The following is a 12,980-nucleotide window of genomic DNA, read 5'->3' as shown; positions in this document are numbered from 1 at the left end:
TCCTTCTTATACCCAGTTTTGGCTCTTTCCTTTCTTCACCTTATACTCCGGACGCGGATTTGATGTCCTGTAAATCACTGCACTGTCTTTCCACTCTCCGGCAATCGCTTCCAGATGATTCTCCTCTTCTAACTCTACCTGGAAACGAAATACATGCCGCCCCTGCTTGGTGGAGATCCGCTTTCCATTCTGATATAAAGTAACCTCTTTTTGGTTGGAATATACTGTAACTTCCGTTGTTTTCTCTGCGCGGTATTCATAACGTTTCCCACAGAGATGTACAAACGGTTCCTTGCTCCACCATGCCTTATATATATAAAAGCTGTCCTTTTTTATCTTCCGGTCAAATGTCACAAGCCCTTTGTGGTTCATCCCCGGCTCGCCGCCCTGATCTCTGGCATCCGCCGCAAAATCAAACATGTTCCATACATAGGTTGACCACAAAAATGGATGTCTTTCAAAACATTCCAGCATATATTCATGGTATTTCGCCTGATACTCTTCCGAGTGATCCCCGCGCTTTGGTTTGGCGCTGTGCAGGTTTGGCATTCCCTCCGCACCGTACTCAGAATATCCAAGACACCGCTTTGGATACTTCCAGTGATAAAATTTCATAAACCAGTCATTTAAAAACAATCCCGGCACATACCAGCCTAGATATAGGTTCCACGCCACAACGTCTGTGATCTTAGATACCGGATGAAACGGATGACAGACTGCATAGCAGGCAAGTGTAGTCACTCTTGTCGGATCCATCTTCTTGACATATTCCTGCAGCTTTCTGTGGTTATCCAGCATATCCTTTTTATTTTTCCTGGAATTTCCAGAAATAGTAATCTCATTGGACAGTCCCCATGCCACAATACAAGGATGATTATAATTTTGGACAATCAACTCGGTCATCTGTAGAAACGTATTCTCTCTTCCGTTTGGCATATGCACAGAAATATATGGAATTTCTGCCCAGACAATTATGCCGTAACGGTCACACAAATCATAGAAATATGCGTCATGCTGATAGTGGGCGAGGCGGATCGTATTCGCTCCAATCTCCCGTATCATCTCCATATCCTCTTCCATTTGTTCCTGTGAGATGGCATTGCCGATTCCTCTGCGATCCTGGTGTCTGGATACACCGCGCAGAGGAAAAGATTTCCCATTTAGGAAAAATCCTTTATCCGGATCTACATAAAAGGTTCTAAATCCACAGTTTATTTCTATTTCGTCTAGTATCTCCCCTGTCTGCATAAGGCGCACTTTTAATTTATAAAGATAAGGGTCTTTCACCCCTTGCCAGAGATGGACGTCCATTACTTCCATTGTCACGTCCGTCCCAGCCGCCTCTGCCACTGTGTTTCCGGCACTGTCCTGTAATTCCAGCAGTACAGAACAGTCTTCCTTTTCTGCCTTTTCATTTATATACGACTGGACATGCAGAATCCCTTTTTTATCTTTTACATCCGGCGTCGCCTTCACTCCGCAGCCTCCATGATAGTCCAGAGCAAAATGCTTCTCTGATACAATCAAAAATTCCACATCCCTGTAGATGCCTCCATAGAATGTAAAGTCTGCCACTTGCGGATAAATTCTATCGTTTACACCGTTGTCTACTTCCACTCTTAATTGATTGACTTCTTTAAGCTTGTCCGTCACATCAAAGCGAAAGGTAGAATATCCATTCTCGTGGGTTCCGATTACCTCATCGTTTAAGATAATCTTTGCACTGGAATTCACTCCATGAAATTGCAGATATATTCTTTCTTCTTCCGCAGTTTTGGGCCTTTCTATCTGCTTTTCATATATGCAGGTTCCTCTGAAATAGTCGTTCCCGCCGTCCTGTCCGTCGGTGTCATTCCATGTATGCGGCAAGTCTACCAGGCGTTTCTTGCCATTCTGATTGATGAAGTTCCAGTCCTTCATCAGATTTACCGTCCTTCTCATTCTCCTCCTTTCTTCTTCAAACCCTCTGTTTTCCTTTTGGACTTGAAGATGCTGTTTTCAGCCAGCTCCCTCTTACGCGCAGTGTGCATACTGCCCGAAGGATTTTCCTATGATGATTCGGGTGTCAAAAGGTAACTTTTGACACTCTAATCCATATAAAAAAAGAACTTTGTACTTCTATATTACATACTTTACAAAGTTCTTTCTTTTATTACAATTTATTTTACCTAACTGGTCAAAAATGTGACCTATGTGGTTCTCTTTATTCTGGAAGCGGTATCAGAATCGTAAGAGAAAAGCAGCCGTCCTCCTCATGGATATTCACACATCCGCCATATTTCTTTGCCATATGTTCGATACTGCGAAGTCCAAAACCATGATAATGCTTGTCCTTCTTTGTTGTGATCGGAAACGTTCCTTCCTCCCCATAGACCAAATTTTCTTTTATTGGATTTACAACATTGATCACCAGAAATTTCTTTTCTTTGTATATTAAAATATCAATCTGCCGCTTTTCTCTCTCCTGGAATTTCTCCACCGCTTCCACTGCGTTGTCCACCGCATTTCCCAGAATTGCATACAGATCTACTGTCTGGATAAAATCAAGAAGGGTTCCGTCCGCCACACAGGATATTGTAACGCCATGTCGTCTACAGTACAGGCTTTTTTCTGTCAGGATCGTATCTAATACTTCATTGCCTGTCTTTACAATTGCTTCATAAATCTGTATAGACTCCTCCATGTCCTTTAAATACTGCTCCATATCCTCTTGCTTTAACTGCCGGATCGCCCGTATCTGATGCTTCAAATCGTGGCATTTCTGATTGATCAGAGCTATGTTTTCTTTCGAAAGAAGATATTGTTCCTGCTCTTTCTTCCACAGGAAATTCAGCATGTCTAATTCCTGCCTCATTTCACTCTTTTTAAATAGTTCATTCTGCAAATATAATACAACCGCCAGTAAAACCTGCGAAACATGCAGTATAGACCATCTCTCTACGTTCTCCGTAAGCGCTCTATTTTGCTGCGCGAACGCGATACATTCAAATACACAGAATGTAAGGCATGCGGCACTTAGCTGTCTTGGGCCGATTTTCTTGCGTCCCTTCTCCGGCATCCACTTGGCGATGGTAAATGCCGCGATCAGATAGCCTGCCAGAAAAACCATACATTCTATCCATACACTGACTACAAAATTTTCTTTAAAAAAGTATTCTCTTGACACTTCTATCATAAACCAGATTTCATATAAAATCTGCCAGGACATAAACGCCCATATCGCATAATAGATTCCCGCCTTTACAGACAATTTCCTGGCAACACACATAAAATGCACGATGACCAGAAATTCTAACGCTCGCATAAGAAGATTGCCAAAGGATAGCTCTGCCTTTACTATGTAAATCAAAATCCCCGCCAGAAGCAGAAATACTGCCACATCCAGCAAAACCACCCTGCGGAATTTTTCCCTTTTCTCAATCGTGCGTATATAGATACATCCGCTTGTCAGAAGGGCAATTTCACAAATCCAGCTATTTACTGTATCCATCATACGCCCCTCCCACATATTCTGTCAGTGCTTTCAAAAACGGCGTCTTATTCCGCCTGCTGATCTCCAGCTTGCTTCCACCGACAACTACAATGTTGCCTCTCACTTCTGACACATGCATCAGATTCACGATATACCAGTGATTGCACTTTACAAACGGATATGGTGCAAGCCTTTGTTCCACGCTCTGCATTGTCCCCCTTATCCGATAGACCCCTGTATCTGTATGATAATGCAGGATCCTGTTCTGCACTTCCACATAATAAAGCTGCTGGATTTCTATCTTTTTCGCACCATCCGGCAGTGTAAGAAGAATCTCTTTTTGTTCTTTCTTCTTCACCCTCCTTAGCGCCCGCGTCAGCTTCACCGAAAATGTATAATATGTCAGAGGCTTCATAATGAAATCCAAAGCTCCTACCTCATACCCGTGTATTGCGTAGGATGCCATGTTTGTAATAAACATCAGAACAACTTCTGCGTCCGTCTTTCGAATACGTCTTGCCGTCTCCATCCCATTTATTTCCGGCATCTCGATATCCAGCAGAATAATATCATAGATCTGCTTATATTCCTCTAAAATCTCTGCCCCGTCTTTAAATACAGAAATTTTAAACTTTATATTCTTCTCTTCCTGGTATTCTTTTAAGAACTCCTGTAGCTGTTCTGAAAATGTTCTCTCGTCCTCTACAATCGCAATATGATACATGCGGTCTTCCCCACTTTTTCTTCAATACTATTCTACAAGTCTTCAAAGACTGCTGCCTTTGGTAATACTTTATTCTATCATATTTTTTTATGAATTGAAAACCGCATTGGTACAATCATTACGTTTTTTCGTATAAGCGAAAGTGATTCTTTCTGTATGTGAGCATACCCTCTCTCTGCATCTTAGACAGCTCCTTAGACAACGCACTTCTTTCCACCAGAAGATAATCTGCCATCTGCTGCCGGTTAAACGGAATATCAAATTCCCTGCTCCTGTGCTTCACTGCCTCATAAGACAGGTAGGAGAGCAGCCTTTCTCGAATGGTCTTTGGAGTAACATGACTCATCTTGCGTGAGAGATGCAGATTTTTAGAAGCCATAACCTGGATTAGATTCTTCAAAAACTGCTCATAGCACCTGCATGCCGGAAGCTTCCTCTGCAGCAGATTCCCTATATGCAGAAATATGATTTTCGTTTCCTGCGCCGCAACGACCTCTACCATCATTGGTTCTGTTTGGACACAGGCATACGTCTCCGCAAATACCTGCCCGCATACAACATGATCCAACAGCGTCTCATTCCCCCATACGTCCCCTTTGGTAATATTCACACTTCCTGACACCACAATACCTATGCTCTGCACACTGTCACCCATATGATAGATGACTTCCCCTTTCTGGTATGTCTTTTCTTTTACACTTAAATATTGCAGAAGCTCCTCTATGGCATTCTTATCCATCTCCTGGAACAAAACTGTCTTTGAAATATCCTCTATTTTCATAAAATCATGTTCCTTTCGTTGTCAAAACAACATTTTTATGTTAAAAAGTATAGTATACTGTCCTTGTAAAAGCAAATGATACAGTAGAAAGGATAGGAATTTATATGATAAGAAAAATCATTCAGATTGATGAAGAGAAATGTAATGGCTGCGGGCTGTGCGCCAAAGCATGCCATGAAGGAGCTATCGGCATGGTAGATGGAAAAGCAAAGCTTCTTCGTGACGACTACTGCGACGGTCTTGGCGACTGTCTGCCCGCCTGTCCCACAAAAGCAATTACCTTTGTAGAACGTGAGGCTGCGGCTTACGATAAAGAAGCAGTAGAGGCGAATATGAAAAAGAAACACAAGCCGAACTTACAGCCTTCCGCCGCTGGCTGTCCAGGAAGCCGCGCGCGTCTCCTGCGCTCCGCTTCCAAAGAGGCTTTACCGTCAGTCCCAGACACAGAGCGTGCCCCTTCTGCTTTACACACTCCTTCGCAGCTTATGCAGTGGCCTGTCCAGATAAAATTGGCCCCTATTACAGCGCCGTATTTTGAAAATGCCTCTCTGCTGATCGCGGCAGACTGTACGGCATATGCGTATGCTTCGTTTCATCAAGATTTTATAAGCGGACGGATCACACTGATCGGATGCCCAAAGCTGGACGCAGTAGACTATACAGAGAAGCTTACTGAAATTCTCCGTCAGAATTCTATCCGAGATGTCACAGTCATACGCATGGAGGTTCCATGCTGCGGCGGTATCGAGGCTGCCGTTGCAAACGCATTGCAAAACAGCGGCAAGCTTCTTCCCCGACAGACTATCACAATCACAACAGACGGACACATTCTACGCTAAAAGTTGCATATACTATACGGGAATGAATTACGTTGTGCCCTTTAGAGTATATTTTAGAAAGGTGGAAAAATATGGAGAAAGAGTATTTAATTCACGAACGTCCCATGAAAGCCCTGCTTATCTTTTCTCTGCCTATGATGATTGGAAATCTGTTCCAGCAGTTCTACACTATGGCAGATTCTATTGTTGTAGGACGTTTCGTCAGTGAGCGTGCGCTTGCTGCGGTAGGCGCCTCTTACTCTCTTACTACCGTATTTATTTCTATCGCTATCGGAGGCGGAATTGGCGCTTCGGTCATTGTTTCACAGGCATTTGGGGCAAGAGATTACGCGAAAATGCGCCTTACTGTCCATACGGCACTTGTCTCTTTTCTCGCCTTAAGTATTCTGCTCGGTATATTCGGATTCGCCGCAGGAGAATCGATCATGAAATTGTTAAATACACCCGCAGATATTCTGGATCAGGCAGCAGAATATCTGCGGATCTATTTTCTGGGACTTCCCTTTCTTTTCATGTATAATGTTCTCTCTTCTATGTTCAACGCGTTAGGGCGTTCCCGTATTCCCCTGTATCTGCTTATCTTCTCTTCCCTGTTCAATATCCTTCTGGATATTTACTTCGTATATATTCTACATCTCGGCGTTGCCGGAGTCGCATGGGCGACGTTTATTGCACAGGGAATCTCGGCAGGTCTTTCCTTCTTTATTTTCTTAAAAGAACTGCGCGCATATCAGAGTGAAAAAACTTCCTGGTTCTCTGCCTCTGCATTTGTCTCTATGACCCGAATTGCCCTTCCATCTATTCTGCAGCAGTCTACTGTATCTATCGGAATGATGCTCGTCCAGTCTGTCGTAAATAGCTTCGGAGCACAGATGCTTGCCGGATATTCTGCCGCCATGCGCATTGAGAGTCTTTGCGTTGTCCCTATGTCAGCCATCGGCAATGCAATCTCTTCTTATACTGCCCAAAATATCGGCGCCGGAGAATATACTCGCGTAAAAAAGGGTTATCACACTGGGTATCGGATTGTCGCAGTGATCGCCGTCGTGCTCTGTCTGCTTCTGGAGCTTGCAAGCCGGCCACTTATCCTTATGTTTCTCGGAGAAGAAGGGACGCAACTCGCCCTCTCTACCGGAATAAGCTGTACCCGCTTTATGGGATGGTTCTATGCTCTGATCGGGCTGAAAATGATTACAGACGGCGTTCTTCGCGGCGCCTCAGATATGACAATGTTCACTATAGCAAACCTTGTAAATTTAAGCATCCGCGTTCTCTTTGCAGCCAGCATGGCTCCCCGATATGGAATCGCGATGGTCTGGATGGCGGTTCCTCTCGGGTGGCTTGCAAATTATCTGATTTCCTATTTCCGGTATCGGACAGGAAAATGGGAGAAACTACATGTGAACGAGAAATAAAACGTAAATTTCATAAATCAAAAAGGTATTCTATGCTTTTTTCTGTTCCTCCTGATTCCATCTTTCCAGGTAGTCTGCTGCAACTTGGGCATAAGCTGCCGCCCCTACAGGAAGACAAGCTTCATTAAACCGAACCTTTGGATTATGCTGTCCATAACATTTTTCAGGTACATCCACCGCGGCCCCCAGTCCAAAATAACTGGACGGAACCTTCTGCGAAATTGCCGCAAAATCTTCGGAACCCATCACATGGAACAGTTCCTTTATCACCAGCTTGTCCGAAAGCTTACGTATACTTGCCGCACATTGTCTGTTAAGCTCCTTATCACACACTACGTCATCTACCGAACTTAATATAGTAAATGTGTGGCTGACTCTGCACATTTTGTCAATTCCATCTAACATTTCATGTATACGTCCCAATATATATTCTTTTTTCTCTCTGTCAAATGTCCGAAGCGTTCCCTGCATCACTGCATTGTCTGGTATAATATTCGGCGCACTTCCAGCCTGAAAGCTTCCGATTGTAAGGACTACCTCGTCACTTCCTGCACATTCGCGGGCAATCAGCTCTTCAAACGCCAGATATGCCTGTACTCCGGCATGAATCGGATCAATACAATATTCCGGCATGGAGCCATGTCCGCCTTTCCCTTGAAATGTAATTTCAAAAATTGTAGAGGAGGACATTGGATGTTCACCGTATATCAGCACACCGGTGGGAAGCTGCGACGCCACATGCATGGCAAATGCCGCCTGCACAGAGTCAACTACCCCCTGCTTTACAACCTCTATCGCCCCTTTTAACGGTTCTTCTCCACTCTGGAATAAAAGCAGTACCTTCCCTTGCAGGGATGCTTCCTGCTCCTTCAGCATTTTTGCAGCCCCCAGCAGAATCGCCGCATGCATATCGTGCCCACAGGCATGCATATTTCCATTTACAGACGCAAACTCCTCACCACTTTCCTCACGAATCGGCAGTCCGTCCATATCGCTTCTAAGCAGAACCGTTGCACCATTGCCTCCAATCTCTCCTAAAATTCCCGCACCTTTATCCAATATTCGATATGCAATTCCCATTTTGTCAAGCTCTTTCGCAATATAAGCGCTGGTATTACTTAGCGAAAGCCCCAGCTCTGGCATCTGATGAAGCGTCCGCCTCCAATTTTTCAATTCTTCTTCCATTTTGGCTGCCCGATTCATATAATCACTACACATAAATATTCCTTCCTTCTTCATTATTTCCTTCCTATTATAACACCAACTGCAGCTTATTGCGTCAGAATAATATTCGGATAAATGTGTTCCATCCTTGCATCTGGGAAATGTTCATCCAAAAATACACTGACTGCCGTTTCCGCTTCCTTTCCCGCCTGACGCTCTGTGTATCGGTTCAGCGCCAGAGCCGATACAACCACATTTACAGACATAAATACAAGCATACAGATACACAGAATCTTCCCCAGCTTTACAGGAAGTTTTTCTATCCACTGCGATAGCTTGGGATAGATGCCCTTCATCCACACAACTGCTGCAATTCCCCAGAAAAAGCAGTACAGCAGATTGATTCTTCCTCCCAGGTTAAACGGTATTTTACTGTAATCCCAGAACACAGTGCCAAACGCCAGCTCTGTAAAGACACTACATATATATTCATATGCGCCTCCTAAAAATGTACCACATAAGAATATATACCGGTCACTTTTCTCTCTGTACCTGTAGAGAATCCAGGTCAGCACTGCACATGCAATTCCCCATACAAGGCTAAACGGCCCGTACACGACACTGCTTCTGCTCATCAGCCTCCCTGTCGTAAGCAGGCAGAAAACGGTCTCCACAATATCTCCTAGAAACGCTCCGATAAAAAATAAAGAGGCCAGCTTATAGAATCCGCACCCTTCCGCAAATACTCTAGGTACACACTTTTCCTGCTCGATGCTTTTTTCCTGTCCGATATTAGGAAATGCCTTTACCATACGTTTCTGAATCTGACGGGTCAAAGCATTTTCCAATATTCTGGATGTTTTTCTGAGCTCTTTTGTAATCTGTTCGATTCGCCCGCCTTTTTTCTTCAGCCCAAGAACTGCAAGTGCGGAACCAATATAATCCACTATGAGAAACCCTGACAATACCCACAGCACAATTTCTCCTATCCACTGGGGAAGCCACAGAATCCCTTCACAAAACAGTGGATTAAAAAAGCAGATCATGGCAACGGAACAAAGGCCCCACAATACTGAATTTTTCAGACAAATATATCCATCTAGCTGAAACCGTTCTTTCGAATAGTCCCACCATTTTCTCTGAAAAAGCTTTTCCATCAGGCGGCCGGTCAGATATTCAATAAATGTAGTAATAATCATGCCTCCCAGAAACAAAAAAGCAATCCGATGCTTAAGCTCTGGAAGAAAAACCGCCACTGCCACCGCACCAGCCCCATAGATAGGACAAAGCGGTCCATTTACAAACCCGCGGTTGACAAAGGTATGTCTTTTGTAGGCGGCAACCCCTGCCTCTGCCACCCAACCAATAAACGAATAGATATAGTACAGCCAGACTAACTCATAAAATGTATACTGCATTTTTCATTTCCTTTCTGTCATATGAGGGTATCTTATCACACTTATGCAGAAAAAGGAAATTTTTTGTCGAAAGGCAGGTATCAGCTAATGCACATACTCTGTCATAACTGTTTCTCTGCTTCGTTTACACAGCGAAGGGCATTTAAGCTCCTGGGGTATCCGATATACGGCAAACACTGAGAAATAATTTGGATCAAGAATACTTTATCATTTCCTATCTTCATATTTCCTAACGCGTGAGAGATAAGCTGCAGTTCACAGCCTCCCTGTGCCGCGATAAAGCAAAATGTAATCATTTCCCGTTCTTTTATATCCAATCCACTGCGTGTATAATAATCTCCAAAACAGTTTTCCGAAAGCCATCGGTTGATATGCCGACTTTCATCTGGGCCGGACTCTGCAAAGCCTTTCATCCCTTCTCCGAAAATTTCTACCTGCTTTTCCTCTCCTTTTTCTTTTCGCTCCCTTCTTTCTACTGTCGTCTGTCCTTTGGTCGGAAGCGGGATCTCTTGTTGCCTGAATACCCAATTTACTACTGTCAGAAACGGACGTACTCTGCCTATTCCGAGATATGCCACCGCCTGGTAGGTAATTTCCTTTACTTCCTCAGGCGCCACTCCCATATGAAGCGCTCCCGGAAGAATCTCTGCAAACTCTTCCACGCCCTGACATCCTATTAACGCTGCAAGGACTGCCATCATACGGGTACGGTCTTTCAGTCCATCACTGTTTACCACATCATCCAGGGAAAAGTTATAAAACAATTCCGCAAATTCTGGATCTGTCTCTTTTAATTCCGGCTCCTTCTTTGGATATAATTTTTTGTAATACAGCTCTGCTTTTTCTGTCATTTCCTTTCCCTCCGATTAAAAAATTTTCCGGCCGCATGGGATGGTCCATCCAGCCGGATGTTCTCTTACTTACTATTTCAACGTTCCATATATCTCATCATTTACAGGCTCCAACCATTCATTTGATGCCCCTTCTGCCGGAACTTCCACTGCAATATGGGAAAACCAGGAGTCCGGCGCGGCTCCATGCCAATGTTTTACCCCCGGTGGAATATTTACCACATCACCAGGATGAAGCTGCCTTGCCTCTTTTCCCCATTCCTGGTAATATCCTCTCCCGCCGGTCACAAGCAACACCTGGCCGCCTTTATGATGTATGTGCCAATGATTGCGGCACCCTGGTTCAAATGTCACATTTCCAATACCGATTCTATCTGTCGTGAGCATTTTTAGATAACTCTGTCCGGTAAAATATTCTGCAAATGCAGTATTAGGCTCCCCTGTTTCGAAAACCGCGCCTTCACCTAAGTCATGTTGCATTTTTTCTGTATCCATCTGTTACTCCTTTCGTTATTGATTTTTGCAGTCCCCTCTGCCTATATAGACATACTGTCCGCCCATTTTTTCAAGCTCTCCCTGTCCTGCCTTCCATTTAACAGCTTTCCATTTTTTATGTCTGCTTCCGGACATACCTTTTTTAATGTCTTTGCTATATCTCCCAGCCCACTGCCTCCTGACGTCGCAAATAGAATAATCCTTTTGCCTGTGAAATCGTAACTTTCCAAAAATGTTTTTATGATCGTGGGTGCCGTATACCACCAGATAGGAAACCCCAAGAAAATTGCATCATACTTTTCTATATGAGCAGTGCTCCCTGCAATCGCCGGACGTGAATCAGGGTCGTTCATCTCCACAGAGCTTCTGCTCTTTTTATCCATCCAGTTTAAATCTGCAGCAGAATAAGGAACCTTCGGTTTGATCTCATATATGTCAGCCTCCGCCGCTTCTGCCAAAATCTCTGCTGCTCTTGCTGTAACACCACTTGCCGAAAAATACGTCACCAGTCTTTTATTCATAGTCATAACCTCCATTTCCATTTTATATATTTACTGTAGCACTTGAAGCAAACTCTAAGTCAATATGAAATATAAATTTGTTGCCCGAAGAACAGCTTGACCGATTAGTCATCGCTAACTATAATGAAATTGTATTGTATCTCATTTTATGGAGGTGCCGCATGCTCATTGACTATCCTCAAAATGCCATTGCACTAAATTCTATGTATCTGCTGTTCAATGGCCAACGAAATGAAGGAAGGCGGATTAAGACTACAAAATTCAGCTTTCCTGATGGAATCGGACAGGGAAATATTCAGACAATCGATATTCGTTCAGGTATGAGCCTGACAATATCGGACTTTGTCTTTTCAAGAGATACGGTGATGGAAGAAGAATTTCAAGAAAAAGAAATTTTCCAAATCTACTTTTGTCTGGATGGCCGGTTTGAATGGTGTTATCTGCAAGAGAACAAAGAATATCATTTTCTTCTGGGCGCGCAACAATGCCAGGTCAGCTATGGCATAATCAGACGTTGCCGCAGTATGTTCCGCGGTGGACAGCGTTGTCGTTCTGTCAGTATTACATTGGATCGAAACACCTATCGGCAAATTTTTTCTGCAATTTGTCTGCGCAATGCACTTAGCAGTACTGAAACAGCCGGACAAACAAAACTATATTGTTATACGCCTAATGTCAGTAAAATATTATCTGAAATTATGAATTGTTCTTATTGCGACGAGTTGAAAAAAATATATGTAGAAGGGCAAATCTTACGCCTAATCGCTGTTTTTTGCGAAGAAGTGATCTGTCAATCTCCAAGTAATATTCTGGGTTTTGCAATTACAGACGGAGAGTATGAAGCACTGCTGAGGGCCCGCGAATTTATTAACAACAATTTCGCACATCCGCTTACGATTACGCAAATTGCCAAGCGGACAGCAATCAGTGAAAAACGCCTGACAGAAGGCTTTCGGCACTGCTTTGGCTGTACGGTCAACGAATATATTACTGAAAAAAGAATGGAAACCGCTAAAGAATTGCTGCTTACAGGAAAATATACTGCCAGCAATGTGACATGGATGGTAGGCTATTCCCATACAGGATATTTTATACGCGTGTTCCGGAAACACTACGGAATATCCCCGGGAGAAATGCGAAAAAGCAATAAATAGTATGTCAAATAAGACAAAAAGATATATGCCGACGTACCCAAAATGGATACGTCGGTTTTTGTGTGCACATATCTTCATTCTCTGCAAAATGAATATGGTTATACTGAAATGTGCTATATTTTGGCGGAAATGTGACACATAAGTAT

Annotated in this window: 12 protein-coding genes; 3 read left to right on the top strand and 9 right to left on the bottom strand. The window is 43.5% G+C overall.

Translation table 11 applies throughout. The features are described 5' to 3' along the window. Positions 1–6: 6 nt before the first annotated feature. The 4 genes from ACZ5C4_RS04170 to ACZ5C4_RS04155 all read right to left on the bottom strand — a co-directional run bounded on the left by ACZ5C4_RS04170 (position 7) and on the right by ACZ5C4_RS04155 (position 4,977). Positions 7–1,941 carry a glycoside hydrolase family 2 protein gene (locus ACZ5C4_RS04170; RefSeq protein WP_464519896.1) on the bottom strand — a complete coding sequence of 645 codons (1,935 nt, stop codon included), beginning with the start codon at positions 1,939–1,941 and terminating at the stop codon, positions 7–9. Positions 1,942–2,203: 262 nt separating this feature from the next. Next, a complete protein-coding gene (locus ACZ5C4_RS04165) occupies positions 2,204–3,493 on the bottom strand; it encodes an ATP-binding protein (RefSeq protein WP_464519895.1) in 1,290 nt (429 codons plus the stop codon). Continuing rightward, entirely contained in the window at positions 3,474–4,196 is a 723-nt protein-coding gene (locus ACZ5C4_RS04160; protein WP_464519894.1) for a LytR/AlgR family response regulator transcription factor, read from the bottom strand. The genes ACZ5C4_RS04165 and ACZ5C4_RS04160 overlap by 20 nt, the downstream gene beginning before the upstream one ends. A gap of 118 nt (positions 4,197–4,314) precedes the next feature. Next, entirely contained in the window at positions 4,315–4,977 is a 663-nt protein-coding gene (locus ACZ5C4_RS04155; RefSeq protein WP_464519893.1) for a Crp/Fnr family transcriptional regulator, read from the bottom strand. A 104-nt stretch (positions 4,978–5,081) separates the two neighbouring features. On the opposite strand from ACZ5C4_RS04155, the gene ACZ5C4_RS04150 reads away from it, so the two are divergent. Next, a complete protein-coding gene (locus tag ACZ5C4_RS04150) occupies positions 5,082–5,816 on the top strand; it encodes an ATP-binding protein (RefSeq protein ID WP_464519892.1) in 735 nt (244 codons plus the stop codon). A 71-nt stretch (positions 5,817–5,887) separates the two neighbouring features. Then, entirely contained in the window at positions 5,888–7,231 is a 1,344-nt protein-coding gene (locus ACZ5C4_RS04145) for an MATE family efflux transporter (RefSeq protein WP_464519891.1), read from the top strand. 30 nt (positions 7,232–7,261) lie between these two features. On the opposite strand, the gene ACZ5C4_RS04140 is transcribed toward ACZ5C4_RS04145, so the two are convergent. The 5 genes from ACZ5C4_RS04140 to ACZ5C4_RS04120 form a co-directional block, all read right to left on the bottom strand. After that, positions 7,262–8,470, bottom strand: coding sequence for a M20 metallopeptidase family protein (locus ACZ5C4_RS04140; protein WP_464519890.1), 1,209 nt, complete (start codon positions 8,468–8,470; stop codon positions 7,262–7,264). Between the two features lie 32 nt (positions 8,471–8,502). Continuing rightward, on the bottom strand, positions 8,503–9,813 hold the full coding sequence (locus tag ACZ5C4_RS04135) for a putative ABC transporter permease (protein WP_464519889.1): 1,311 nt from the start codon (positions 9,811–9,813) through the stop codon (positions 8,503–8,505). Between the two features lie 101 nt (positions 9,814–9,914). Beyond that, on the bottom strand, positions 9,915–10,664 hold the full coding sequence (locus ACZ5C4_RS04130; protein WP_464519888.1) for a carboxymuconolactone decarboxylase family protein: 750 nt from the start codon (positions 10,662–10,664) through the stop codon (positions 9,915–9,917). A 72-nt stretch (positions 10,665–10,736) separates the two neighbouring features. Then, a complete protein-coding gene (locus ACZ5C4_RS04125; RefSeq protein ID WP_464519887.1) occupies positions 10,737–11,159 on the bottom strand; it encodes a cupin domain-containing protein in 423 nt (140 codons plus the stop codon). 41 nt (positions 11,160–11,200) lie between these two features. Further along, entirely contained in the window at positions 11,201–11,680 is a 480-nt protein-coding gene (locus ACZ5C4_RS04120; RefSeq protein WP_464519886.1) for a flavodoxin, read from the bottom strand. Positions 11,681–11,841: 161 nt separating this feature from the next. Between ACZ5C4_RS04120 and ACZ5C4_RS04115 the strand changes: the two genes are divergently transcribed. Next, a complete protein-coding gene (locus tag ACZ5C4_RS04115) occupies positions 11,842–12,834 on the top strand; it encodes a helix-turn-helix domain-containing protein (RefSeq protein ID WP_464519885.1) in 993 nt (330 codons plus the stop codon). The last annotated feature ends 146 nt before the right edge of the window (positions 12,835–12,980 follow it).

Source organism: Mediterraneibacter flintii (assembly GCF_055387595.1).
Note: the sequence above shows the minus strand (reverse complement) of the source record. Positions and strands in the feature narration are given on the sequence as shown.

Bases quoted from the DNA above. Each gene is read 5' to 3' on its own strand.
- ACZ5C4_RS04125 (WP_464519887.1), bottom strand. From the start codon at position 11,159: ATGGATACAGAAAAAATGCAACATGACTTAGGTGAAGGCGCGGTTTTC.
- ACZ5C4_RS04160 (WP_464519894.1), bottom strand. From the start codon at position 4,196: ATGTATCATATTGCGATTGTAGAGGACGAGAGAACATTTTCAGAACAG.
- ACZ5C4_RS04115 (WP_464519885.1), top strand. From the start codon at position 11,842: ATGCTCATTGACTATCCTCAAAATGCCATTGCACTAAATTCTATGTAT.
- ACZ5C4_RS04155 (WP_464519893.1), bottom strand. From the start codon at position 4,977: ATGAAAATAGAGGATATTTCAAAGACAGTTTTGTTCCAGGAGATGGAT.
- ACZ5C4_RS04150 (WP_464519892.1), top strand. From the start codon at position 5,082: ATGATAAGAAAAATCATTCAGATTGATGAAGAGAAATGTAATGGCTGC.
- ACZ5C4_RS04170 (WP_464519896.1), bottom strand. From the start codon at position 1,941: ATGAGAAGGACGGTAAATCTGATGAAGGACTGGAACTTCATCAATCAG.
- ACZ5C4_RS04145 (WP_464519891.1), top strand. From the start codon at position 5,888: ATGGAGAAAGAGTATTTAATTCACGAACGTCCCATGAAAGCCCTGCTT.
- ACZ5C4_RS04135 (WP_464519889.1), bottom strand. From the start codon at position 9,813: ATGCAGTATACATTTTATGAGTTAGTCTGGCTGTACTATATCTATTCG.
- ACZ5C4_RS04140 (WP_464519890.1), bottom strand. From the start codon at position 8,470: ATGAAGAAGGAAGGAATATTTATGTGTAGTGATTATATGAATCGGGCA.
- ACZ5C4_RS04130 (WP_464519888.1), bottom strand. From the start codon at position 10,664: ATGACAGAAAAAGCAGAGCTGTATTACAAAAAATTATATCCAAAGAAG.
- ACZ5C4_RS04120 (WP_464519886.1), bottom strand. From the start codon at position 11,680: ATGAATAAAAGACTGGTGACGTATTTTTCGGCAAGTGGTGTTACAGCA.
- ACZ5C4_RS04165 (WP_464519895.1), bottom strand. From the start codon at position 3,493: ATGATGGATACAGTAAATAGCTGGATTTGTGAAATTGCCCTTCTGACA.